The organism is Cellvibrio sp. UBA7671, assembly GCA_002483145.1.
GTDB classification, from domain to species: domain Bacteria; phylum Pseudomonadota; class Gammaproteobacteria; order Pseudomonadales; family Cellvibrionaceae; genus Cellvibrio; species Cellvibrio fibrivorans.
The window spans coordinates 254,103-278,164 of the sequence record DLHJ01000002.1; the positions used below are offsets into that span (position 1 = coordinate 254,103).

22 protein-coding genes are annotated in these 24,062 nt (G+C 47.5%); 7 read left to right on the top strand and 15 right to left on the bottom strand.

What is annotated here, in order from left to right:
- Positions 1 to 94: 94 nt before the first annotated feature.
- Complete coding sequence (locus B4E62_RS01525) at positions 95 to 1,768, bottom strand: hypothetical protein (RefSeq protein WP_331350785.1); 1,674 nt, start codon at positions 1,766 to 1,768, stop codon at positions 95 to 97.
- Between the two features lie 342 nt (positions 1,769 to 2,110).
- Between B4E62_RS01525 and B4E62_RS01530 the strand changes: the two genes are divergently transcribed.
- Entirely contained in the window at positions 2,111 to 2,848 is a 738-nt protein-coding gene (locus B4E62_RS01530; RefSeq protein WP_310072023.1) for a VacJ family lipoprotein, read from the top strand.
- A gap of 59 nt (positions 2,849 to 2,907) precedes the next feature.
- Here B4E62_RS01530 and B4E62_RS01535 read toward each other — a convergent pair whose 3' ends face one another.
- The 4 genes from B4E62_RS01535 to B4E62_RS01550 form a co-directional block, all read right to left on the bottom strand.
- Entirely contained in the window at positions 2,908 to 3,216 is a 309-nt protein-coding gene (locus B4E62_RS01535) for a PilZ domain-containing protein (RefSeq protein ID WP_310072025.1), read from the bottom strand.
- A 246-nt stretch (positions 3,217 to 3,462) separates the two neighbouring features.
- Positions 3,463 to 3,786, bottom strand: coding sequence for a ferredoxin FdxA (fdxA, locus tag B4E62_RS01540; RefSeq protein WP_040391760.1), 324 nt, complete (start codon positions 3,784 to 3,786; stop codon positions 3,463 to 3,465).
- A 227-nt stretch (positions 3,787 to 4,013) separates the two neighbouring features.
- Positions 4,014 to 6,653, bottom strand: a complete 2,640-nt coding sequence (mutS, locus tag B4E62_RS01545; protein ID WP_331350786.1) for a DNA mismatch repair protein MutS — start codon at positions 6,651 to 6,653, stop codon at positions 4,014 to 4,016.
- Positions 6,654 to 6,780: 127 nt separating this feature from the next.
- On the bottom strand, positions 6,781 to 7,740 hold the full coding sequence (locus B4E62_RS01550; protein ID WP_310072031.1) for a sulfite exporter TauE/SafE family protein: 960 nt from the start codon (positions 7,738 to 7,740) through the stop codon (positions 6,781 to 6,783).
- 256 nt (positions 7,741 to 7,996) lie between these two features.
- Here B4E62_RS01550 and B4E62_RS01555 point away from each other — a divergent pair, with 256 nt between their 5' ends.
- The 6 genes from B4E62_RS01555 (at position 7,997) to B4E62_RS01580 (ending at position 13,290) form a co-directional block, all read left to right on the top strand.
- A complete protein-coding gene (locus B4E62_RS01555; RefSeq protein ID WP_331350787.1) occupies positions 7,997 to 8,635 on the top strand; it encodes a peroxiredoxin in 639 nt (212 codons plus the stop codon).
- Entirely contained in the window at positions 8,628 to 9,311 is a 684-nt protein-coding gene (locus B4E62_RS01560; RefSeq protein WP_310072037.1) for a hypothetical protein, read from the top strand. The genes B4E62_RS01555 and B4E62_RS01560 overlap by 8 nt, the downstream gene beginning before the upstream one ends.
- Positions 9,312 to 9,711: 400 nt before the next feature.
- A complete protein-coding gene (locus tag B4E62_RS01565; protein ID WP_331350788.1) occupies positions 9,712 to 10,488 on the top strand; it encodes an energy transducer TonB in 777 nt (258 codons plus the stop codon).
- A gap of 129 nt (positions 10,489 to 10,617) precedes the next feature.
- Positions 10,618 to 11,355 carry a MotA/TolQ/ExbB proton channel family protein gene (locus B4E62_RS01570; RefSeq protein WP_331350789.1) on the top strand — a complete coding sequence of 246 codons (738 nt, stop codon included), beginning with the start codon at positions 10,618 to 10,620 and terminating at the stop codon, positions 11,353 to 11,355.
- A complete protein-coding gene (locus B4E62_RS01575) occupies positions 11,355 to 11,771 on the top strand; it encodes a biopolymer transporter ExbD (RefSeq protein ID WP_331350790.1) in 417 nt (138 codons plus the stop codon). Before B4E62_RS01570 ends, B4E62_RS01575 begins: the two co-directional genes overlap by 1 nt.
- A 127-nt stretch (positions 11,772 to 11,898) precedes the next feature.
- The gene (locus tag B4E62_RS01580) at positions 11,899 to 13,290 is read left to right on the top strand and encodes an FAD/NAD(P)-binding protein (RefSeq protein WP_331350791.1); all 1,392 of its coding nucleotides are present in this window, start codon (positions 11,899 to 11,901) and stop codon (positions 13,288 to 13,290) included.
- 38 nt (positions 13,291 to 13,328) lie between these two features.
- On the opposite strand, the gene B4E62_RS01585 is transcribed toward B4E62_RS01580, so the two are convergent.
- The 10 genes from B4E62_RS01585 to B4E62_RS01630 all read right to left on the bottom strand — a co-directional run bounded on the left by B4E62_RS01585 (position 13,329) and on the right by B4E62_RS01630 (position 23,553).
- The gene (locus B4E62_RS01585) at positions 13,329 to 14,594 is read right to left on the bottom strand and encodes a sigma-54 dependent transcriptional regulator (RefSeq protein WP_331350792.1); all 1,266 of its coding nucleotides are present in this window, start codon (positions 14,592 to 14,594) and stop codon (positions 13,329 to 13,331) included.
- Positions 14,595 to 14,923: 329 nt separating this feature from the next.
- Positions 14,924 to 15,982: a sulfate ABC transporter ATP-binding protein gene (locus B4E62_RS01590; RefSeq protein ID WP_331350793.1), complete on the bottom strand. Its 1,059-nt coding sequence runs from the start codon at positions 15,980 to 15,982 to the stop codon at positions 14,924 to 14,926.
- A gap of 25 nt (positions 15,983 to 16,007) precedes the next feature.
- The gene (cysW, locus tag B4E62_RS01595) at positions 16,008 to 16,904 is read right to left on the bottom strand and encodes a sulfate ABC transporter permease subunit CysW (RefSeq protein WP_331350794.1); all 897 of its coding nucleotides are present in this window, start codon (positions 16,902 to 16,904) and stop codon (positions 16,008 to 16,010) included.
- Positions 16,905 to 16,906: 2 nt separating this feature from the next.
- Positions 16,907 to 17,791 (bottom strand): sulfate ABC transporter permease subunit CysT, encoded by an 885-nt coding sequence (cysT, locus tag B4E62_RS01600; RefSeq protein ID WP_331350795.1) that lies wholly within the window; start codon positions 17,789 to 17,791, stop codon positions 16,907 to 16,909.
- A 176-nt stretch (positions 17,792 to 17,967) separates the two neighbouring features.
- On the bottom strand, positions 17,968 to 18,960 hold the full coding sequence (locus B4E62_RS01605) for a sulfate ABC transporter substrate-binding protein (protein WP_310072058.1): 993 nt from the start codon (positions 18,958 to 18,960) through the stop codon (positions 17,968 to 17,970).
- A 30-nt stretch (positions 18,961 to 18,990) separates the two neighbouring features.
- Entirely contained in the window at positions 18,991 to 20,241 is a 1,251-nt protein-coding gene (locus tag B4E62_RS01610) for a porin (protein WP_331350796.1), read from the bottom strand.
- Positions 20,242 to 20,334: 93 nt separating this feature from the next.
- Complete coding sequence (locus B4E62_RS01615) at positions 20,335 to 20,511, bottom strand: YezD family protein (protein WP_310072063.1); 177 nt, start codon at positions 20,509 to 20,511, stop codon at positions 20,335 to 20,337.
- A 192-nt stretch (positions 20,512 to 20,703) separates the two neighbouring features.
- The gene (locus B4E62_RS01620; protein WP_331350797.1) at positions 20,704 to 21,987 is read right to left on the bottom strand and encodes a porin; all 1,284 of its coding nucleotides are present in this window, start codon (positions 21,985 to 21,987) and stop codon (positions 20,704 to 20,706) included.
- A 119-nt stretch (positions 21,988 to 22,106) separates the two neighbouring features.
- Entirely contained in the window at positions 22,107 to 22,283 is a 177-nt protein-coding gene (locus B4E62_RS01625; protein WP_310072066.1) for a YezD family protein, read from the bottom strand.
- Positions 22,284 to 22,554: 271 nt separating this feature from the next.
- Positions 22,555 to 23,553, bottom strand: coding sequence for a sulfate ABC transporter substrate-binding protein (locus B4E62_RS01630; RefSeq protein ID WP_331350798.1), 999 nt, complete (start codon positions 23,551 to 23,553; stop codon positions 22,555 to 22,557).
- Between the last annotated feature and the right edge of the window lie 509 nt (positions 23,554 to 24,062).

A 24,062-nucleotide genomic window follows, 5' to 3' on the forward strand; every position in this document is an offset into this window, starting at 1 on the left:
TGTATGAGCGAGGCTGTGATAGGGAGCTGCTTACGACAGAGGCGCCCGGAGGCGCCTCTGTCTGGGATCACAGGCGGTTTATGTTCTTTCCCAATTAGAGGCCAACAGTCCAGCCAGATACCCAATCATTAGCTTCTGATGCTGCACCAATGTGAGTTGGATTGGTAAAGAAGGTGCTGGTGCCTGCTGCGGGTACTGCACCTGCTACAAAGCTGTCAGCCAATTTGCTTACATCAAACACCGGGATGGTAATCGCAGCAGTAGTTGCGTCAGTGATGGCTGCCAGGGTCAGATATGCCTTGTCACTGGTTGCCAGATTTTTCAGTACGCTCACCGGCAATTGGTTGGCGGCAGTAACCACGTTGTTGTTGCCATTGGTAGCTGATGCCAACCAGGCAGCGGTGGTAAAGCCTGCATTAGATGGATCAACTTTTGATTGCGCTACACCAGCAGTACCGGCAAACAGGTTGCTCTTTGCAACTGACCAGCCGTCGGTAGCACCTTTGATCGTTTGTGGGCCTTCAGTATCGTTAAACGTGAACAATGCTTTTGAAGCCATGCTCGCGGCATTTGAAGTGACTACGCTGTTGTAGATCTCAACAAAGAAACCTTCGCGGATCAACAAGCCCAGTGAATCGCCATCTGGTGATGGGGTAGTTCCTTGGTTTCTGGTGACATTATTAGTAACGCAAGTCAGGTTAGAGATGCGCAGTTTGGTGAGAGGAGCTATATCGTCTGCACGGCCGACACCAGTGTTATCTGCTTCGACACAGTTATTGCCGCCTACACCTGTAGGATGCACAGACAATGCAAACTGGATGTTGCCTTTATAGCCATCGGTAAAGTCAAATGAGTCATCCGAAGTGCCCACAGCAACGATGTGTTTGGCACTTACCGCACCACCGAACCATTCAAAGCCATCGTCTTGTGCTGAGTAGGCTTGTACATAATCGATAATGGTTTTTGAACCTACACCGTTCAACGTCAGAGCATTCAGCTCGTTACCTTCAACTACTTTGTAGCCAGCATGTTTGATTACAACATATTTGAGTACGCCTGAGCTCTCAGCATTGTTGGCGCCACCGTAAGTGCCAGGTAAGCCTTCAGATGTGATATGGCAACCGTGTACGTTGTTAGCTGTTGTGAGGCGTTGGGCATCGGTACATTTGTTGGTAATACCGTTACCGTTGATTTGGATACCACCCCAGAGGCCACGATCAGCGATAGTTGCTGAGTTGTCGCGCAGGTCTTTTACGCCAGAGAAAATAATTGGCTTGGCTTTGGTGCCTTCGGCGATAATCTTGGAGCCGCGTGCGATACGCACGTAATCTTCACCGCGTTCAAATGCTAGTTTCGCGCCGGCAGCTACCGTCAATGTTGCCCCTTCGCCTTCCTGTGGAATGCGTTTGCCTGCTGCGGCAACGTTGCTATCTACATCTTCACCAATAAACAATGCACCTTGAAAAATGTGAACGCCGCCATCAGCCAGCTCCGGAACAAACAGGCTTACCTTTAATTGTTTCGCACTTGATGCAAAAGAGGTGTTGTAAACGCAGTTTTTGCCATCCTGAGTACCTTGCAGTTTTTGTCCATCTTGTTCGTATTGGGCGCAAGGATTAACTGCCGGGGTGGTAGTAGGTGGGTTGTTAACAGTCGTGTTGTTAGAATCAGTCACAGTGTTGCTCGGGTTCAGATTGACATCACCACCGCCGCAAGCCGCCAAAGTTGCAGCCAATACATTCAATGCAAATAGGTTTTTCAGTTTCATGAGGTCACTCTCTTCTCAGTTTCACAAGGGGTGTAAGGAAAATGTGAACGCAGTGTTGTTTCGCGTTTGTGGCGCTATCTTCAGTGACAAATATGAAATTTAAACGACAGATTTGTGAAAGATTTATTGCTGATATGTGTCGTTAATGTTTCAAATGGCAGCTAAACCCCTCATTTGGCAGGTTGGTTTGAAACACATTGAAATGTTGCAATTTGTAACGGCAGGGTGTGGATTGCACTAAATTGGGTTGTTCAAGCTATGGCGATTCGCTAAAGTGGCGCTTCCTTAAAGCGTTACTTTATGAAACGCTTCAATTGCGCATTACTGCGTCTCAGGGACATTATGAAATCCATCGTCAAATCTTTGTTTGCTCTTCTCTCTCTTGGTTTTGCCACCCCTTACACCAGCTTGGCGCAAACCGAACAGAATCCGGACCCTTGGCAAGGGTTTAATCGTGCAGTGTTTACGTTTAACGATACGGTTGACCGTTGGACCCTGAAGCCCCTGGCTAAAACCTATAAGTTCGTGATGCCTGATCCGTTGGAGATAGGTGTAAGCAATATTTTCAGCAATATTATGGAAGTGCCCAATACGATTAACGGTGTATTGCAAGGGGATTTAAAAGGTGCCGCACACGATACGGGCCGCTTGCTGGTAAATACCACTCTCGGTATCGGTGGTTTGCTGGATGTTGCGCAGTATATGAATCTGCCGGCAGATACCCCGGAGGATTTTGGACAAACTCTGGCGGTTTGGGGCGTGGGGCAAGGGCCCTATTTGGTATTACCCCTGTTCGGGCCAAGTACGGTGAGAGATGGTTTTGGCAAACCGGTAGACTATTACACCAATCCCACTACCTACATCGATCATGTCCCTACTGATAACACGGTGATGGCTGTTTCATTGACTAGTACCCGCGCGAGGCTATTGGAGCTTGAGAACGGTATAACCGGCGACCGGTACGTTTTTGTCCGTGATGTTTATTTGCAACGTCGCGATTACTTGATCAACAACGGTGAAATTGAGGACGACTTCGGCACGGAAGAGTTTGATGAAGAAGATTTTGAAGGGGAGTTTTAACCGGACGGCTACTGTAGAGTAGCCGTTTTTGTATTGGGCTGTCATGTGAACTAGCTGTCTTAGGGAAGGATCTGGAGTATTTCCAATCCTATTACATAACCCCCAGCCTCATTAGTCGTTACCCGAGCTACTCTTGTTTTTGCTTTCAAGGTTGGGCTGTGGCCATGGTCAGAAGAAACCTCCACCTCTGCCTCGGTACCAACTTCAAGACTTTTTTTAGTCTCCACCTGTAGTCCGCCGCCACTTAAGTCAAGGCATAGACCCTCTATGATGTCCGATGAAGCAGCCAATTTGGCATTCAAGGGCGCGCCGATTTTCATACGGATGAAATCGCGCTTTTCGCTGTAAGGCTTATCGTTAATCCCCATAGCTTGTTCCTCGTTATTGGTTGTTGTGTTCGTTATTGGTACTGGTGGGTTGTTTGATCTGAAGAAATCCAAATCCCACTGCTTGTGGCGATGGTCTAACCTAAACACAACTGAGTGTAGCACAGCCCCCCAAATAGCCAGAGTTCAGTGAGGGATTTCTGCGTGCTAACAGTGTTACAAACAAGCGGCGAAAAAAAACCGCGCAGGGCGCGGTTTTTTATAGCTACTGGTTTGGACTCTGTGCAATTAACGCTCAAGGTACTGGAGTTTGCCTGGCACTCCATCCCATTCTTCCGCATCAGCGGGAGAGTCTTTGATCTCGGTAATATTTGGCCAGACCTGTGCCAGCTCGGCGTTCAGCTCCAGGAATACCGCTTGGTCTTCTGGTAATTCATCTTCCGAGAAGATGGCGCCAACCGGGCATTCAGGTTCACACAATGCACAATCGATACACTCGTCCGGGTGAATCACCAAAAAATTGGGGCCTTCGTAAAAGCAATCAACCGGGCAGACTTCAACGCAGTCTGTGTGCTTACATTTGATGCAATTTTCCCCAACTACAAACGTCATAGGAGACTCCCACAAGTAACAGAATTCGATAGTCAATGCGCCAGCTCAATCTGACGCAACGCAAGAGCGCGCATTCTAAACAGCCAAATCCGGTTTGGGTAGGCTTTTTGCTTTGAATCACCCTCGAAAAACCATCATTTATGCTCGAAAAAGCGTAGTTGAGAATCGTTCTTTTTGAATACCGATTTGGGTGATAACGCATATTGAGCGTATCTATACCCACGCTGTTATTTTCCGCGCGAATAAAGTTCTTTTAATCGGTATAAATGCTCCAGTGCTTCGCGTGGAGTCAGGTTGTCCGGGTTAATTTTCTTGAGTGCATCCAACACTGGGTTGGGTAACGCATCAAATAAACCGGACTGCGCGGGAGAATCGACCAGCACCGATGCAGATGCACCCACGTTAACCGGATCAGTCAATAACACCGGTGCAGGTGCTGATTTAATCGAATGCGGATGTTCGCCATTTTCCAGCAGATGCAACTGTTGCTGCGCTTCCGCCAATACTTGTGCAGGAATACCTGCAAGTTTTGCCACCTGCAAACCATAACTTTTGCTGGCAGGCCCTTCCTGTACTTTATGCAGGAACACAATATTGTCTTTGTGTTCGGTTGCATTCAAATGCACGTTGGCTATACCCGTCACGGTTTCCGGCAGCGTGGTGATTTCAAAATAATGTGTAGCGAATAATGTAAAAGCTCGCACTTTTTCGGCGAGGTGTTTGGCGCAAGCCCAGGCGAGTGACAGACCATCAAAGGTGCTGGTACCGCGCCCGATTTCATCCATCAACACCAAACTGCGCTCGGTGGCGTTATGCAAAATATTGGCGGTTTCGGTCATCTCCACCATAAAGGTAGAGCGACCACCAGCCAAATCATCGGCTGAACCAATGCGGGTAAAAATGCGGTCAACAATTCCAATTGTCGCTTTTTGCGCAGGCACAAAACTGCCGATGTGTGCGAGCAGTGTGATCAACGCTGCCTGCCGCATATAAGTCGATTTACCACCCATATTCGGGCCTGTGATGATGAGCATGTGGCGCTGCGGATTAAATTCAAGATCGTTCGGCACAAAGGGTGCCGATGTAACTTGTTCCACAACGGGATGGCGCCCGCCAATAATATTAATGCCTGCGCGCAAGGATAATTCCGGCTTACAAAACCCGAGCGCATCGGCGCGTTCTGCGAGTGTGGCGAGCACATCCAATTCGGCAACGGCAGCAGCTGAATCCTGCAATGGAATTAATTGCACATTCAAAATATCAATCAATTCTTCGTAGAGCGCTTTTTCGCGCGCGAGTGCACGGCTTTGCGCTGACAGCGCTTTATCTTCAAATTCTTTTAATTCGGGAGTGATGTAACGCTCGGCATTTTTTAAGGTTTGGCGACGAATATAATCCGCTGGTGCTTTTTCCGATTGCGCCGTTGTCAATTCAATAAAATAACCGTGCACACGGTTGTAACCAACTTTTAATGTCGGGATACCCGTGCGCTCACGTTCACGTGTTTCCAAATCTAATAAATACTGGCCCGCATTCGTGCTGATATTGCGCAGGTCATCCAGCTCGGCATCGTAACCTTCGGCGATAACACCGCCATCGCGAATCACCACTGGCGGGTTTTCAATAATCGCGCGCGATAACAACTCTACCAAATCAGGAAAGGTCGAAATTTGCTGCGCGAGATTTTTTAACTGCGATGAATTTTTATGAGCTAACTCATTCTGTAATTCAGGATAGGTGCCTATCGACATCAACAAGCGCGATAAATCGCGCGGGCGCGCTGAGCGCAATGCAAGGCGACCAAGGATGCGCTCCATATCACCGACACGTTTTAAAATGCCATTAAAAATTTCAAACGCATAATTGTGTTGTAACTCAGCGATCGCATCCTGCCGGCCAATTAATAAATCCAGATCGCGCAGTGGGCGATTCAACCAGCGGCGCAATAAACGGCTACCCATGCTGGTAGCGGCGCGATTTAATACAGAAAATAAAGTGTGTTCATCACCGCCCGTTAAATTGATATCGAGCTCCAAATTGCGACGAGTTGCTGCATCCATAATGACCGCTTCATCGCGGTTCTCATGCGCAAGGCTGCGCACATGGGGCAGCGCAGTGCGCTGGGTTTCGCGCGCGTAACTTAATAAACAACCGGCAGCACAGAGTGCAGTTTTTAAATGGTCGCAACCAAACCCCGCTAAATCTTTGGTGGAAAATTGTTGAATTAACAACCGCTCGGCGGTTTCCAAATCAAATTCCCAAGGGCCGCGGCGACGTAAACCTTTGCGATTTTCTACCAATGCAGGCGTTGTGATGTGATCGCTAATCAATAATTCCGCGGGACTCAAACGCTGCAATTCCCCCAGCGCCGATTCCAAACCTTCAACTTCCAAGACCAGAAAACGACCGCTGGCCATATCCAGTGATGCGATTCCGAACGTCTCACCAGATTGATGCAACGCCACTAACAAATTATCGCGCCGTGAATCCAGCAGCGCCTCATCGCTCACGGTACCCGGAGTCACAATGCGCATCACTTTGCGTTCAACTGGCCCCTTGCTGGTTGCGGGGTCGCCAATTTGTTCGCACACAGCGACAGACACACCTTCTTTCACCAGTTTGGCGAGGTAGCCATCGGCCGAATGAAATGGGATTCCCGCCATAGGGATTGGTTCACCATTGGACTTTCCGCGTGCAGTGAGGGTGATATCCAGTATCTCCGAAGCGCGTTTGGCATCGTCAAAAAACAGCTCGTAAAAATCCCCCATGCGATAAAACACCATCTCGTCTTTATGCTGGGCTTTGATGCGCAGATATTGCTGCATCATAGGTGTGTGATTATCGTTGGCTTCGATGGTATTGGACATGGAGGTGACCGCTGGAAGTGGAAAACTGGCGGGCATTCTACGGGATTCGCTGGTCTATCAAAACCCTAAACAAAAACGGCAGGGTTATACAACAACCTGCCGTTTGTTGGTTTTTTGAGCGTGTTTATCAACCGATAAGCGCCTTATAGAGATTAAACACTGATATCCCGCTAATCAGTAATCCCACCAAAATCAGTAAGGTTCTGGTCGAAAACTTTTTGCACGCATAGGCCGCAAAAGGTGCTGCGAATAACCCGCCTACAATCAGGCCTGCAACCACATGCCAGATAGTTTCATCGACCAAAATAAACAGCGATGCAGCGCTGGTCAGGGTGAGGAAGAATTCAGCAAAGTTTACCGAGCCAATCGTGGTGCGCGGGTCATGGCCTGTGCCGACCAGTGTGGTGGTAACCACAGGTCCCCAGCCGCCGCCGCCCGAGGTATCTACAAATCCACCTACCAGCGCCAATTTGGCAACGTGTTTAGGTTCTTCTTTGCGGGTGGCTATGTGTTTACGGAAGGCTTTGCTCAATACGTAAACGCCCATCAACAATAAATATACGGTGATAAAGGGTTTGAGGATTTTGCCATCCACTTGTGTAACCAGCAGTGCGCCCAGTAGGCCGCCGATAATGCCGGGCACCAACAGGCGTACAAAAAGCTTTTTATTCACATTGCCGAATTTTGCGTGAGTAATTCCCGATATGCCGGTCGTAAATACCTCTGCCATGTGAACAGATGCGGTAGCAAGCGCAGGGGACGCTCCAGTCGCTAATAAAAAACTGGTAGAGGTCAAGCCATAAGCCATGCCTAATGCGCCATCGACAATTTGCGCCAGCAGACCGACCAGTAATGCATTCCAGAACATGGAATCATCCAGTGTGGTTTTAATGGTGGTAACACCGTCATCCCAACTGTTGCCAAATACTTGCGCCACACCAAACCCAACCAGACTGATTAAGGTCAGTATCGCAAACCAGACTGCAGTACGAATAACGGGATGATTTTTTTCTACTGGAGGTATGCCCAGTGCCTCATGTTCCTGATTGACGGGGCTATCAGATAAATCAAGGTTGCGGATTTTCATTATATTTTCCAGTTGTCTGGTTGGTCACGATGGAGCTATTGATCGCTTTGCGAAAGTGGCTGCATCCTATCCAGTCATATCTAATCTGGGAAATACCAAGTTCTTATGTGCTTATAACTTTCTGTGCGCACATGTTTGGTTCTAAGCAAAGACCAAAATAATCTTTTTAGATTTTCAGTCTGCCTTCTAGTATTAAATCCAGCTCACGTGAGTCATCTATAGCTACATACTTATCAGCAACCCAAAGGAGGTAATAATGAGTTTACGTTTAGGCGATGAAGCACCGGACTTTACCCAGGAATCCACCCAGGGTCCTATTAGTTTGCACCAGTGGCTGGGCAATAGCTGGGGCGTGTTGTTTTCACATCCGGCAGATTTCACTCCCGTGTGCACAACCGAGTTAGGATTGACGGCAAAATTGAAAGAGGATTTTGCCAAGCGCAATGTCAAGGCCATCGCATTGAGTGTTGATCCGGTAGATTCACACAACCGCTGGATTAACGACATCAACGAAACCCAATTAACCCAAGTGAATTTTCCGATTCTGGCTGACGCTGATCGCAAGGTCGCAACCCTGTACGACATGATCCATCCCAACGCTAACGCGACATTAACTGTGCGTTCATTGTTTATTATTGATCCGGCGAAAAAAATCCGTTTGATCATTACTTATCCAGCAAGCACCGGTAGAAATTTTGATGAAATTTTGCGTGTGATAGATTCATTGCAATTGACTGAGCATCACAAAGTGGCAACGCCGGGTAATTGGAAATCCGGTGACGATGTGGTGATTGTTCCTGCACTGCAAGATCCGGAAGAAATCGCGCGCGGTTTCCCCAAAGGCTATAAAGTTGTTAAACCCTATTTGCGGTTAACGCCGGATCCGCGTGCGTAATTCATCTGGTCAAAGCTCCGCGACGGGCAACCAATACAACGACAAAGGCGCTGGAAGCGCCTTTGTCGTTTTTGTATTTTATTTTTCCAATTTTCTTGGGTTGCGCAAAATTATGACAACAAAATATATCGTTGATGCCAATTACCGTTTTATCGCGGCTTATCAAGAGGTCAATGCGCGCATTAACCAACGTCAACAAGCGCTGGCGTTGTACGTCACGCTAGTCGTAAGTTTGTTGGCGGCGTTAGTCGCACTTAAACCCGGCGCGGGTGGGGCAGATGTACCGGTTGAATGGTTGATCGCCGGGTTTCCGGTTGCCTCGATCTGCCTGGCTTTTTTAAATTATAAAGCCGAGCGGGCGATTACCAATTTGCGCCGCTTTCTCTCGGCGCTGGAGCAATTAAATAACGCGCACGATGAATTGCCCAGTTATAACACTCACCCAACTTGGGCGCAGGGCGCCAACAAGGCGCGGCGCTTTCACGATTACGCCAGTGCGGTTCTGGTGGCAGGGGGAAATGTCATTGGCTTGGGTGCAGTTGTTAAAATTTATCCCGAGCGCATTGCAGAGACACCGCTTGCGCTCTGGTTGTCGATTGCCATCGCGGTTATTTCACTGGTTATTTTATTAGTGACACCGCACTGGAGTTACAAACCGGAACTGCAGGATAAATAAATTTATTTCCGGGCAAGCCGGTGGCAATTAAGGCTGTTGGCTTGCCGGATAACACATAGCTAATGCGATCGCTTGCCTGTTTACTTTTCCACAATCCCGCCAGCTACGCAAAAAAACCGCCTGCTGAGAAATCAACAGAGTGGTTGCTTATTTAACAGCACGGCGCACCTGTTTTTTTTCATGCAACAAAAACCTGTAATTCTCCGTTCAATATTTCTATTGATTTCAACAGTTTATAAAAAATAAAACGATTGCATCACTCTGGCATAGATGCTGCTAAATAGCTCTTAACAGAGAGCCATTGCTGCAGTACACAATGCTGATTAATGGCTCGCTCATCGTTGTAATTTCTGTCGCCACAAGCGGCTTCTGTTGACCCGATAAGGGTAGGGAGAAATTTATGAGTGCCCGTGCATACTCTGAACCGCATCATTATGATCGCCGCCATGCGCGCAACTTGTTGCGTAACACCGTGCCTGCACCGGTCGCACGTAGATCAGCGGAAATTATTACGCTGATACCGCGCGAATTTAACCGCGACAAACAAATCGAATTGGTTTATCCACCAAAATACAAAGGTGCATTAAGCACGCTTGCGCTGTTGTTAATTGTTGGATTGCACTTTGCAACGTTTGCGTATTTTTATTTCAAACCGGAAGCGCCCATTACCCAAGCGGAAATTCCACCTATGACGGTAGAGTTATATCGCCCTTCGGTTGAGCCGCCACCTCCACCGCCCAAGGAAGAGCTTCCACCTCCACCACCAAAAGTGGAAAAACCCAAACCGGTAGAAAAACCAAAACCGAAACCAGTAGAACCAACACCGGTTCCTGTGGTTGAGAAAGTCGTTGAGCCACCGCCACCTGTTGCTCCGCCACCACCACCGCCAGTGACTCCTGCAACGGCTAATCCGGGTTACTTGCGTAACCCTGCACCGGAATATCCAGAGCAAGCAGTAGAGCGCGGTTGGGAAGGTACAGTGATTTTAAATGTGCATGTATTGGGTAACGGCAAACCATCCAGTGTGGAAATCAAAACATCCAGTGGCCGTAAAGTGCTGGATACCGCCGCGATTCAAACCGTAAAACGCTGGTCATTTGTCCCAGCCAAACAGGGCGAAACACCCATCGATTCCTGGGTTGAAGTGCCGATTGATTTCAAACTTTCCAATACCTGATTGCATGTTTGTCACTCCTGCGAAAGCAGGAGTCCAGCAAGTTTTAATGGATGCCTGTGTGCACAGGTATGACGGAGATGTAGTTGTAGAAATTTTTATTTATTCGTTATTTTTTAAGGTGTATTTATCATGTCTGAGTTGTACCAACATATCGTTGAATGGACCCTGTGGGCGCTGATCGCTTTTTCAATAATTACCTGGACGCTGATTGTAATCAAAGCGGTTCAACACATATTGCTGTCGCGCCAGAACCGTAGTTTTATCAAAACGTTTTGGAGCGCACCGGATTTGCATGCGGCAGCATCATTAGAAAAATATGTAGGTGCTACTGCCCGGGTTGCCGCAATTGGTTTCCAAACCTTGCGCAATGCGGACGCAAGCCCCGCAAATGATTTGGAGCACAGTTGGGATCGCCAGGATTTACTGGAGCGTCATTTGCGCCAGCAAATCCAGAAAGAGCGCCGCTCATTGGAAAATGGTTTGGCGATCCTCGCATCTATCGGCAACACTGCGCCTTTCGTAGGGTTGTTCGGTACAGTGTTCGGCATTATTCAAGCGCTTACTGCAATTACCGCGAGCAAATCTGCCAGTATTGAAGTGGTTGCCGGCCCGATTGGTGAGGCGTTGATTGCAACCGGTATTGGTATTGCGGTCGCAGTTCCTTCAGTGCTTGCGTATAACTTTTTCTTGCGCCGTTTAAAATTAATTGCGGCCGATTTAGATGATTTTGCAACTGATTTTGTTAGCCTTGTCCAAAAAGCCGGTTTCCGTATCAAAGCAACTGCGCCAGTTATTAAAGCCGGCCAAGTACAACCTCCGCGTGGCGATGCTGGCAAAACTGAAAACGGCAAAGAGGTATTTGCATAATGGCAATTTCCAGTGGTGGTGGCGATAGCGATGAAGTATTAAGTGAAATCAATATTACGCCCATGGTGGATGTAATGTTGGTGTTGCTGGTGGTGTTTATTATCACCGCACCGCTAATGACCAATGCAATAAAAGTAAACCTGCCGGATACGGATGTTACAGTGCAAATTGAGGAGCCGAAAAAACCGGTCGTTGTCAGTGTGGATGAGCAGGGTAGGATTTATCTTGATAAAGATGAATATTCGCTGGATGTGATTGAGAGCGAATTGGCCAGCCGAAAAGCATTGGATCATGAAATTCGTTTGAATTTGAATGCCGATGAAACCGTTCCCTACGGTACGGTTGCAAAATTGATGGTGCTTATCGAAAAGGCAGGTATACAACGCCTATCTTTTATAACTGAAAAGCAGAATTAAATCGAAGCGACAATGATTTCGTCGTTTTTGACTAGAAAATATCAACAAGGATGTTGGTAGTATCATTTTTAGTATCCTATTGTAACTTCCTTGGATGCCCCCTTTTTGTAAATTAAGTGAGTGCATTTTGCCAAATACCCTGTACAGGAAAAAATTGGTTATTGTTGGTTGCGGTGCTGCGGCAACCTTGTTATTAGCCGAATTAGCTGAAACCCTTGATTCCCCGCTTGAAATTTATCTTATCGATAATAATCCCTCTGCACCTTTAGGTCTCGCTTACTCCGTTAATCACCCTGCATTTGTTTTAAACGTTGCTGCAAAGCGTATGGGGGCTTATATCACCAAGCCTGATGATTTTTATCAATGGTTATTGCAGGAGCCAATGCACTGGCGCGGTCTGTATCCCGATTTTGCAGACGTTAATTTTGCGCCAGATGATTTTGTTCCTCGCATGATTTATGCCGCATATCTGCGGAAGGTATTTTCACGCTCTGTATCCTTATTGGAACAAAAAAATATTCGTATTATCCAACTAAAAGAACCGGTGGTTGCGGTTGCGCCCTTGGCAGATGAGGCTGACGTACAGGTTTGCGTTAGCACCCAGCAGCAAAAAATTCAGGCAGACATAGTGGTGTTTGCAACAGGCAATAACCCTGCACAGCATATAGCCAGCACATGCTGTTTCGATTCGCCTTACACAGCAGCCTTTTTAAACCAGGATTGGTCTAGCTTGCATCATGTTGCGATTGTGGGCGCAGGCTTAAGTATGATTGATGCGGTGCAATTTATTTCCAGTCAGGGTTTTACCGGAAAGTTCCAGATTTTTTCCCGTCATGGCCTGCTGCCTTTGCCGCACAGTAATGAGCAGCCTATGGCTGCAGCTCCTCCGCTTGATTTAAGTAGTGTGGGCAATACCGCGCGTCAGGTTGTGCGCGCATTGCGTTTTTATGTTGAATCCAATTGCCGTGCTGGTTTTGAATGGCAGGAGAGCATTAATAAAATACGCCCACATGTCAGCTATTTATGGGCGAAGCTAACGGCCGTCGAGCAGCGCCGTTTAACCAAGGCATTACCTTGGTGGAATATTCATCGCCATCGCATTCCACCCCATGCCTATGCAAACCTGCAGCAATTGCGTGAACAAGATCGCCTAACTATTACTCGTTGTCCGGTAACGGCTATTGAGCCGCTCAACAACGGATTTCAGCTGCGATCCAGTTGTCCATTAGATGTAGATAAGGTGCTGACTATTAGCGCCGATAAAGTCGTTATTTGCAGTGGTTACGCACCGGGTGTTAATCGGATAAAAAATATTGGCGAAAAATTACTGGCTGCTGATGATCATCTGCGTCAGTCGTTGGTGAAAAACGATACTACTTTTTCAATCTCTGCTACGCATAACATTTTTGCCTTAGGTCCTGCTTTGTCGGGTTTGTTATTTGAAACCACTGCTTTGCATGAGACAAGACAGCAGGCTAATGCGATTAGCGCTGCTATCTCTGCTTTGTTGATCAACTAAGAGCACGCCCGTCATCATGAATGGCGCTATAAAATTGATTAGCCCGCAAAACTGGGATTCAAATTTTGTAGTTGATCTTCCTGGTCAGAATTATCACCCGCACGGGTAAAGCCAGCATCGGCAAGCAGTCCATGGCGCTTTAACAGAGTGCGCATGACGTTGCGTGAAATCCCCAGCAACGCAGCACCGTGAACCTGATTGGAGCGCACGTGCGCAAAGGCTTCATGCACAATCAAACTTTCCAGTTTGTCAAAGTGGTCGCTATCACCTTGCTCGGCAAACAGGCGGCGCAATTGTTTGGCAATTGCTGTCATGGGATCATCGCTATTGCCTGAGCCATTATCGGAATTATTATCCGAACCATTTGATGGTCCCTGCTGCGCAGCAAAACCTGAATGGTTGAACGTGTGTGCTTGGGTGTTTGCACTGTGCAATGGTTGATGTACTGGTTGTGGCACTTGTTGGTGCTGCGTACCAGTATTCCAGCCACCAGTGACTTTTAAATGTGCGGGTTCGATTTTGTCGCCACTGGAAACCAGCAATGCAAAATGCACCACATTTTCCAATTCGCGAATATTGCCCGGCCAGGAATAAGTCAGCAGCAATTCCACTGCGCCGGCAGAAAATTGTGGCTGGCGATAACCCATGCGCTGGCTGTAGGTTTTTAAAAAATGTTCAGCAAGTGGTAACACATCGCCCGGCCTTTCACGCAGTGGTGGCAGTTTTACTTGCGCGATATTGATCCGGTATAGCAGATCGCGGCGAAAATGTCCGGCAGACACGGCGTAATCCAGATCAACGTTGGTTGCGACAACCAAGCGTACATTCACTGGAATGCTTTTGCGCGAGCCAATCCGGACCACTTCTTTTTCTTGCAATACACGCAGGAGTTTTACTTGTAAGGGCAGGGGAAGATCACCAATCTCATCGAGAAATAAAGTGCCTTCGTTGGCGGCTTCAAACCAGCCTTCGCGTTTTCCCACAGCGCCGGTGAATGAACCTGCTTCGTGGCCAAATAGTTCGCTCTCAGCTAACTGATCGCTAATCGCGCCGCAATTGACTGCAAGAAAAGGGCCTTTGCGTCCGCTGAGTAAATGGATATGACGCGCGACTAATTCCTTACCTGTGCCTGTTTCGCCACCAATTAATACCGGAGCATCGCTAGGTGCGATTCGCTCGATATATTCCAATAAGGTTGCTGAAATGGGATCGGAGAATACTAACGCTTTCGCTCTTACTGAGAGCGGTTGCGCATTACCTCCTTCCAGGGATAAGAGAACCGGTTGTTTATTTTCCTGAATCACGATGGTTCCTCAAATTAATAGAGTGCGAGAAATTGCGTATTAATAAGCGCATTCTAGTCGTTAATGCCTGACCTTAATAAGGAATTTAAATCTATAAACTTATAACCAATTTACAAATAAAAACATGCTTAAAAAATATTAACCAGTGAAGGTTTTTGCGCAAATTAATCGCTAATTAAGCAGTGGTATAATGGATTTGTGATGTTGTTGAAAAAGCGGTTTGTGAGTGTTCGTTTGGATGATGAATTTTGTGGGGGGAAGAGGGCAGCATTGCAGAATAAGAATTCGTGGTGGGAACTTCCCACCACGATGTTTTGTCGTTTAAAGATTTATTTTTGCAAAAATATTTTTGAATTGGTGGGTTTAGCGTACACCGACGCACCTACCGACAAATTCAAATTGCGCTCCTGCGCACGCGGCAATTCCACATGCAGTGCATCTTTGCTGAGTTGATGTAAGAGTTCAATGCGCAATACCGAGCCTGCTGTGCTGACATGGGCAACACGCGCCGCGATGGCTCCTTCGCTATCGACTTCACTCAATTCAATGTCGTGCGGGCGCACATAAGCGATAGCGGCCTGGTCCTGCACACTGTTGTGTTCCGGTGCGGGCAATTTGTAATCGCCAATATGAGCCCAACCGTTATCGACACGGCTGTGGAATAAATTCACCTGGCCAATAAAATCGTACACAAATGGGCTGGCGGGATTGTTGTAAATATCATCCGGTGAACCTATTTGTTCGATGTTGCCTTTGTTTAATACCACGATTTTATCGGCCACTTCCATTGCCTCTTCCTGATCGTGGGTTACAAAGATGGAGGTGATGTGCAGTTCATCGTGCAAGCGGCGTAACCAGCGGCGCAAGTCTTTACGTACTTTAGCGTCGAGTGCACCGAAAGGTTCATCGAGCAATAATACTTTTGGTTCAACTGCCAGCGCGCGTGCCAAGGCAATACGTTGGCGTTGGCCACCGGACAGTTGATGTGGATAACGATCCGCCAACCAATCCAGTTGCACCAGCTCCAATAATTCATGCACACGTTTTTTAATGGATTCGTTGGTGGGGCGCGTCTCTTTCGGGCGCACCGTCAAACCAAATGCAACGTTGTCGAATACCGTCATGTGGCGGAACAATGCATAGTGTTGAAATACAAAACCCACATTGCGTTCACGCACATGCACATTAGTGGCATCTTCACCGTGGAAGTGCACACTGCCTGCATCGGGGTTTTCCAACCCGGCGATAATACGCAACAGGGTAGTTTTACCACAGCCCGATGGGCCGAGCAGGGCGACTAATTCACCGGTGGGGAAATCCAGTGACACATTATTCAAGGCAGTAAAATTGCCAAAGGTTTTATGCAGATTGCGGACTTGGATGCTCATACGGTTGTTCTCGCAAATTAGTTAATTACTGTGCACTTGCCGCACGCACGGCCAGTTCATGTTCGCGGGCGGCTTTCCACTCCAGCAAACTTTTTAATACCAGTGTCACTAATGCCAATAAGGCCAGCAGCGATGCAACGGCAAACGCGGCGGCAAATTGATATTCGTTGTACAGAATTTCAATGTGTAGCGGCAGGGTATTGGTTTGCTCGCGGATTTTTCCCGAGACCACACTCACCGCGCCAAACTCGCCCATCGCACGCGCATTACACAAAATCATGCCGTATAGCAGCGCCCACTTAACTGATGGCAAGGTCACGCGCCAAAACATTTTCCAACCGCTGGCACCCAGGGTAATCGCCGCTTCTTCTTGCTCCTTACCTTGCTCTTGCATCAGTGGGATTAATTCCCGCGCTACAAATGGAAAGGTAATAAACACAGTGGCGAGCACTATGCCCGGTACGGCAAACATAATTTGAATATCGTGATCGCCCAACCAGGGGCCAAAAAATCCCTGGCGACCAAACAGCAACATATAAATCAAACCGGCAATAACAGGCGATACTGCAAAAGGTAAATCAATCAGCGTGATCACAAATTGTTTGCCGCGGAAATCAAATTTGGCGATAGCCCAGGCTGCAGCTAAACCAAAAATCACATTGCAAGGCACCGCAATCGCGGCTGCAATCAATGTCAGTTTTATCGCATGTGCAGCCGCAGGTTCAGTAATTGCGGCAAAATATACCTGCGCCCCTTTGGCAAAGGCTTCGGTAAACACAATCACCAAAGGTAAAAATAAAAACAGGGCAAGAAAGGTTAGTGCAATGCTAATTAACACTACGCGCACCCAGGTTGCTTCACTGGTGGCTGCATGTGCAGCGCCAGTTTTGCGTGAATTCAGTGATGAAACAGCACCGGCCATGATTAACCTCCTGTGCGCTTATGGCTCCAATGCTGGAGCAAGTTAATGAGCAGTAATAACACGAAGGAAAATATCAACATGACCGTACCGAGTGCAGCGGCACCGGCGTAATCAAATTGTTCGAGTTTGGTCATAATCAACAGCGGTGTGATTTCAGTTTTGTAGGGCATATTGCCGCTGATAAATACCACAGAGCCGTATTCGCCAATCGCGCGCGCAAATGCCAAGGCAAATCCGGTTAATAGTGAAGGCAAGAGTGCAGGCAATAACACGCGGCTACATGTTTGCCAGCGCGATGCGCCCAAACTCGCAGCGGCCTCTTCCACTTCTGCTTCCAGATCAGCAAGTACGGGTTGCACAGTGCGCACGACAAACGGCAATCCGATAAACGTGAGCGCAACCGTTACACCCAGCCAGGTATAGGCGACTTTGATATCGGCCAACCAAAACCATTGGCCAACCCAACCTTTGGTGGTGTAAAGCGCGGTGAGTGCAATACCGGCTACGGCAGTGGGCAAAGCAAAGGGTAAATCTACCAATGCATCGATCACGCGTTTGCCAAAAAAATCGTAACGCACTAACACCCAGGCGACGATTAAACCGAAAACCAAATTAATACTAGCGGCCGCAAGCGATGCACCAAAGGTTAATTGGTAACTGGCAACTGCACGGGGATTACTGACGACCGCCCATAATTCCGGCCAACTCAGTTCAAGGGATTTAAGTACCAGGCCTGCCAGTGGAATAAATACAATTAAACTGGCGTAGAGTGCGGCGAGGCCGATGGATAAACCAAAACCGGGTAGCACCGATTTTTTCACCCAAGGTTTTTTGGGTTTTGGGACGGGCGATGATGTGTCGAACACCGCAGAAGCTATCTCACTCATTTACAACTCTCTTTGAGTACCTGTGGTCAGGAAACTGATGATTTTTAATCCCCTCCCGGCCTCCCCTTTTTCAAAGGGGAGGAGCTACTCTCCTAGGATATAAGCGGAGGGGAGTCAATCTCCCTCCCTTTAAGCGGGGCGCGTAGCCGGAGGGTCGGGGAGGGATTTAAAAATAATTATTGATAAATCTGATCAAAAATACCGCCGTCGCCAAAGTGGAACGGTTGTGCTTTAGACCAGCCACCAAAATCGTCGATTGTCACCAGCTCCAATTTTGGAAATGTTTTTGCGTGGGCTTCGGCAACCTGTGCATCGCGTGGGCGGTAATAATGTTTTGCCGCGATGTTTTGGCCTTCTTTGGTGTAGAGATATTCAAGGTAGGCTTTAGCTACTTCATAGTTGCCGTTGGCTTTTGCATTTTCATCGACCACTGCAACAGAAGGTTCAGCCAAAATTGACAGGCTAGGCACCACAATTTCAACTTCATCTGCGCCTAGTTCGTTAACTGCCAAAAACGCTTCGTTTTCCCAGGTAATTAAAATGTCACCAATGCCGCGTTGTACGAAAGTAGTAGTCGATCCGCGCGCACCGGTATCCAGCACGGGAACATTTTTAAACAATGCGCGCACAAATTCTTGTGCACCTGCATCGTCCTTACCTTGTTTTTTGGCGAATGCCCAGGCAGCCAGGTAGTTCCAGCGTGCGCCGCCAGACGTTTTTGGATTAGGGGTAATCACTTCAACGCCTTTTTTGGTCAAATCATCCCAATCTTTAATATTTTTTGGATTGCCTTTGCGGACTAAAAATACAATGGTCGATGTATAAGGAGCGCTATTTTGCGGCAGCTTGGTCACCCAGTCTTTCGGCAACAGATTGCCAATACTGGCGATAGGATCGATATCGCCTGCAAGGGCAAGTGTTACCACATCAGCGCGCAAGCCATCGATTACCGCGCGCGACTGTGCACCTGAACCACCATGTGATTGATCCACACTTACGTTGTCACCGGTTTTTTCTTTCCAGTGCTTTGCAAAGGCAGCATTGAAATCACGATAGAGTTCGCGGGTTGGGTCGTAAGAAACGTTTAACAGGGTAATATCTTTTGCAAACACACTGCCTGCAATCAGACTGGCGGCGATGAACGCAGCGGATTTAATAATTAATTTCATAATATATCTCTCTCAAGAATTAAATTCGTTTTAAAAGCGGAAATCAAAACCCAGCGCTGCTGTGCTATCCGTTGTGGCTTTGGTGCTGATCTTGTCATCACCATCTACTTCTACACTGGCGAAATAACCAAATACACGGGTGCCTGCGTTGAAGTTGTAATCCAAACCGACGGCAATACCCTCCAATTCAGCATCGGCATAAAGCGCGTTGGTTGGAGTGGTGGTTGAACTCGCGTATTGAATTTTGGCGAGCCATGGACCGGCAATTTTCCATTGCGCATTCAATACATAACCGTCTTGTTCTTTAAATGCGTTGCCGGAGGCGCCGTCCCATTCAGAGAGTGGGTTTAAACCGTTTTGCGCACCGAGGGTGGTGCCGTTAGTGCCAACAAAAGTGGATAAGCCACCGAGGCTATCAACATCTTCGTGGCGCTCAGCGGTTTGGTAAATTGCGCCGAGTTTTACCGCACCGAGTGTAACTTCACCTACTGCGCGTAGCGCATCAGTGGTCACAACGTTGTTGTCATAACCAACACCAACAAACCACTTGGCTTTACCGTAAGTCACTGAGACTGATTTACCCGAAGCAAAATCATTGTCGTCTTGCTGGTTGGTTGCACTGACCGGAACACCAGTTTCTTCCGCTTGAATTGCCGCGAGGTTTACTTCCAATCCGCCAAACCAAATAGGTGAGGTGTATTGGATAACATTGTCCGGGCGGTTTTCTCCGACGATATAAGTCCCTATATCGCCTAATGGTGAATCGTTGAAACGATCAACATCCGTGCGCAGTACCGTGTTGGTTTGCAGGGTTTTTAATGGGGTATCATTTTTACCCACAAGGATTGAACCCCAATCGCCGCGCAGACCACCAAAAATATTACGCTGGCTTAATTCGCGGCCATTGCTGTTGGTGCCGTTGTCTACATCCACACCGTATTCCAAACGGTAGAACACAGTTACGCTGGATGACGCATCAAAATCGCCTTGAATCCCCAAGCGTGAACCTGTGCTTTCCAATGCAAATGTATCTAATTCTGTTGTTACACCGGTTGCACCAACATGTTTATAGGTAGTGGCGCCTGCAGCGGTAGGGTCGAAATTAATTTTTTCCAAATCATATTGATTGGCAGTTAAATGGATTTTCCCGTAGAGCGTTGGAAAACCGGCGAATGCATTGGCTGACAGTGCAATACCTACAGCAGCGGTTAATGCATTGCGCTGAAAAAATTTTCTTGCAACGAGTGATCGCACAACCGACCGGGGTGTTTGAAATGACATGCTAATCTCCAAAAATTCACATATCACCTCCGGTGGTCCGGTCAGTGGCGTTTTTGATTGTTTGTTGTTAATTTTTACTTAAAACTTTGCTGACTACTTGGTGCTTACACCTTTTTCCCAGCGTCTTTTTTCGCGGCGTTCAATCTGCACTACCTGGCCATTGTGAATTTGTATTTCCAATGAGCCGAATTGAATGAGTGCCAGTTGTTGCTTGATCTCTTCCAATACATCTTCTGGAATAGCTGCCTGCCCGGTGCGGTAAGTTTCCATAACGACATCTCTATTGCTAAATATTTTTCAGGCCTATTGTTAAGTATTTACAAAAAGTCCTGCTTGGTGTCGCCATCATATTCAACTGTTGTTAAAACTAAAAAGACTGATTATTTATTAGCTTATAACGTCGAATTGATGGCTATAGCCGTCAAGTTTTTTGGGAGGCATCCAAAAGTGTGGTGATCAAATTTAGAAACGGAAATCCAGTCCGACAGTTAATACATTGTCGGTAGTGGCTTTGGTGCTGATTGCCGCGTCGCCCTGGGTTTCTACTTCGGCGTAGTAACTGAATAAGCGGGTTGCATCGTTTAGTGCGTAATCCAGACCGACTGCCAATGCATCAAGGTCGACGTCGCCATAGGTTTCATTACTGGGAGTTGAGGTGCTGTTGGCGTATTGGAATTTGGCTGACCATGGGCCGGCAATTTTCCACACACCATTTAATACATAACCATCTTGCTCTTGGTAGGCGGTGCCTGCAGCGCCATCCCATTCAGAGAGTGGGTTTAAACCATTTTGTGCGCCCACGGTGGTGGGCGTAGCGTTAACGAAGGTACCGAAGCCGCCAAGGGTGTCGTAGTCTTCATGGCGTTCCGCAGTTTGGTAGATAGCGCCCAATTTGATCGGGCCAAAAGTGACTTCGCCAATTGCGCGCAATGTATCGCTGTTAACCACATTGCTTTCATAGGCAGCACCAATGAACCAGCCAGTCTTGCCGTAGCCGACAGACACAGATTGGCCGGAGGCGAAATTGTTGTCGTCCTGTTGGTTGGTTGCGCCCTGTGATACACCGGTCTCCTCGCCTTGGACTGCGGCCAGGTTAATTTCCAAACCGCCAAGCAGGATGGGCGAGGTGTATTGGATAACGTTATCGACGCGGTTTTCGCCCACCAGGTAAGTACCAATATCCGCCAGTGGCGCTTCGTTAAAACGGTCAATGTCGGTACGTTGTACTGCAGGAACATAACCATTTTTCACGATGGTGCCGTTGCGGCCAGCGAGTGAGCGCAGCGGCGTATCGTTTTTACCGGCGAGCAGCGCGCCCCATTCGCCGCGCAGGCCACCAAAAATATTGCGCTGTACCAATTCGCGGCCATTGCTGTTGGTACCGTTGTCTGCATCCACGCCGTATTCAACGCGGTAGAACACATTCACACCGGCGGCCGCATCAAAATCGCCTTGTACGCCCAGGCGTGAGCCAATACTTTCAACGGTGAAGCTGTCCAGTTCGGTTGTGACATCGGTTGCGCCAATATGGCGATAGGTAGTAGCACCGGCAGCGGTGGGTGCGAACGCAATTTTTTCAAAATCGTATTGGCCTGCGGTCAATTGCAATTTGCCGTAAAGGGTAGGGAAACCAGCCAATGCATTGGCAGAAAGTGCCACGCCTACGGCGGCACCCAGTGCGGTGCGGGTGAAAGAATTTTTGGTGTGTTGTGAGCCAGTAACTGACCGGGTACGTGCTAATGACATGCTAATCTCCAAAAAAAGACATATCACCTCCGGTGGTCCGGTCAGTGTTTTATTTAGGTTATGTAAATCAATATTCAGTGTTATTAAAACAAGGCGTACTACTTTTTAACCGCAGCGACTTATCTGGCGTTGACGCCTTTGTCCCAACGTTTTTTTTCTCTGCTTTCCAATTGCACTATATGGCCGTTGTGAATCTGGATCTCCACTGAGCCGTAACGGATATGCGCTAGCTGGCGTTTGATTTCAGCCAGCACTTCGTCGGTGGTGCTTTCTATCTCTGGACGATGGGTTCCCATAACTAACCTCACAGGAATTAATCAATGCGTTATTCAGGTGGGGGTACAGGTACTTTTTCCTGAAGTCGGCGCAATCATAGGGTTGATGTTTTAAAACGAAAAATACTGATTTTTTATTAGCTTATAACGAAGTTTATAAGCCTTATGCGGAAAGTTTATTTGCCAACACTTATCTGCTTGGAATTCAGCAAATTCATTTTTTTCTGCTCAAAAAACAACACTCGCGCGCGGCGAGTGTTGTTTTTGGTTGCTTTTTATACCGGTTTAATCATCAGGGTTTTGCATAAATTTTGTCGAAAATGCCGCCGTCGCCAAAGTGTTCGGGTTGCGCCTTGCTCCAGCCGCCAAAGTCACTGATGGTTGCAAATTCAATGGTAGGGAAGTTTTTCGCAAATTCCTTGGCAACTTGTGGATCGCGTGGGCGGTAGAAATTTTTCGCGGCGATTGTTTGGCCCTCTTTGGTGTAGAGATAATTCAAGTACGCTTCTGCAACACCTGTGGTGCCTTTAGCGGTTGCGTTTTTAGTCACTACTGCAACGGGTGGTTCAGCGAGGATTGAATAAGAAGGATAAACAATTTCGATATCGTCAGTCCCTGCTTCCTGTATCGCCAGGTGCGCTTCATTTTCCCAGGCTAGCAGTACATCACCAATTCCGCGCTGTACGAAGGTGGTGGTTGAGCCACGCGCACCTGAATCGAGAACGGGAACATTTTTGTACTGCTTTTTCACAAACTCTTGTGCGGCGGTATCAGTGCCTTCGTGTTTTTTGGCGTAGGACCAAGCAGCCAAATAATTCCAGCGCGCACCTCCTGAGGTTTTAGGGTTGGGAGTAATCACTTCCACACCGCTCTTGACCAAATCGTTCCAATCCTTAATCGATTTTGGATTTCCCTTGCGCACCAAAAACACGATAGTCGATGTATAGGGTGCACTGTTGTTCGGAAGAAGTGATGCCCAGTTGTCTGCGAGCAATTGGCCTTTGGCGAGCGGATCTATATCGCCAGCGAGAGCCAGTGTCACTACATCAGCTTTTAATCCATCCAATACCGCGCGCGCCTGGCTGCCAGAACCGCCGTGAGATTGTTCCACTTTGACATCGTCCCCGGTTTTGGCTTTCCAGTGTTTGGCAAAGGAGGTATTGAATTCGCGATAGAGCTCGCGGGTCGGGTCATAGGACACATTTAACAGGGTAACGTCTTTTGCCCAGCTGGCAGAAGTGAGCAAGACGGTTGCTGCGAACAGCGCAGCGCGTTTTCTTATCAATTTCATAGTGTTTCCTTTGGAGTGGTAGATCTACAGATTAATGTCCGGTGTTTTTTTAGTGTCAGGTACATCCATGTGTTTCACGTGTTCTGTGAAAAATCCTGTGTAACACCGCTAAAGCCAGATCTATGCCAGAGTTTTTTTGAAAAATAATCTGCTTGTTTCAAAACACTTTGTTTTAAGCGACGAACAAATTGGTATAAGTAAAAGCGGCAGCGTGCCCCGTAATTTTTCTCGAAAATAATGGATTATTTTTTTACAAATTAATCCATTAATAATTATTTTGTTTTTTCATTTTTTGAACAAATGATTATTGTTAGTGTTCAAAAATGAGCTTTTTGGTGGATGTTCTTTGTTGCATTAAAAGCAATTCAGGTTCTCGGATTGTTTAAATATAAGCAAATTTCAGTCGGCGTTTTTTATCGAGAATGCCCATATCTTTCGTAAGGTTATGTGCACTTCTTAGTTAAAGAAAGGTAAAGTGATCCGCAACTGAGAAACTTTAGCGTTATGTT

Bases quoted from the DNA above. Each gene is read 5' to 3' on its own strand.
- B4E62_RS01525 (WP_331350785.1), bottom strand. From the start codon at position 1,768: ATGAAACTGAAAAACCTATTTGCATTGAATGTATTGGCTGCAACTTTG.
- B4E62_RS01530 (WP_310072023.1), top strand. From the start codon at position 2,111: ATGAAATCCATCGTCAAATCTTTGTTTGCTCTTCTCTCTCTTGGTTTT.
- B4E62_RS01535 (WP_310072025.1), bottom strand. From the start codon at position 3,216: ATGGGGATTAACGATAAGCCTTACAGCGAAAAGCGCGATTTCATCCGT.
- fdxA (WP_040391760.1), bottom strand. From the start codon at position 3,786: ATGACGTTTGTAGTTGGGGAAAATTGCATCAAATGTAAGCACACAGAC.
- mutS (WP_331350786.1), bottom strand. From the start codon at position 6,653: ATGTCCAATACCATCGAAGCCAACGATAATCACACACCTATGATGCAG.
- B4E62_RS01550 (WP_310072031.1), bottom strand. From the start codon at position 7,740: ATGAAAATCCGCAACCTTGATTTATCTGATAGCCCCGTCAATCAGGAA.
- B4E62_RS01555 (WP_331350787.1), top strand. From the start codon at position 7,997: ATGAGTTTACGTTTAGGCGATGAAGCACCGGACTTTACCCAGGAATCC.
- B4E62_RS01565 (WP_331350788.1), top strand. From the start codon at position 9,712: ATGAGTGCCCGTGCATACTCTGAACCGCATCATTATGATCGCCGCCAT.
- B4E62_RS01570 (WP_331350789.1), top strand. From the start codon at position 10,618: ATGTCTGAGTTGTACCAACATATCGTTGAATGGACCCTGTGGGCGCTG.
- B4E62_RS01575 (WP_331350790.1), top strand. From the start codon at position 11,355: ATGGCAATTTCCAGTGGTGGTGGCGATAGCGATGAAGTATTAAGTGAA.
- B4E62_RS01590 (WP_331350793.1), bottom strand. From the start codon at position 15,982: ATGAGCATCCAAGTCCGCAATCTGCATAAAACCTTTGGCAATTTTACT.
- cysW (WP_331350794.1), bottom strand. From the start codon at position 16,904: ATGGCCGGTGCTGTTTCATCACTGAATTCACGCAAAACTGGCGCTGCA.
- cysT (WP_331350795.1), bottom strand. From the start codon at position 17,791: ATGAGTGAGATAGCTTCTGCGGTGTTCGACACATCATCGCCCGTCCCA.
- B4E62_RS01605 (WP_310072058.1), bottom strand. From the start codon at position 18,960: ATGAAATTAATTATTAAATCCGCTGCGTTCATCGCCGCCAGTCTGATT.
- B4E62_RS01610 (WP_331350796.1), bottom strand. From the start codon at position 20,241: ATGTCATTTCAAACACCCCGGTCGGTTGTGCGATCACTCGTTGCAAGA.
- B4E62_RS01615 (WP_310072063.1), bottom strand. From the start codon at position 20,511: ATGGAAACTTACCGCACCGGGCAGGCAGCTATTCCAGAAGATGTATTG.
- B4E62_RS01620 (WP_331350797.1), bottom strand. From the start codon at position 21,987: ATGTCATTAGCACGTACCCGGTCAGTTACTGGCTCACAACACACCAAA.
- B4E62_RS01625 (WP_310072066.1), bottom strand. From the start codon at position 22,283: ATGGGAACCCATCGTCCAGAGATAGAAAGCACCACCGACGAAGTGCTG.
- B4E62_RS01630 (WP_331350798.1), bottom strand. From the start codon at position 23,553: ATGAAATTGATAAGAAAACGCGCTGCGCTGTTCGCAGCAACCGTCTTG.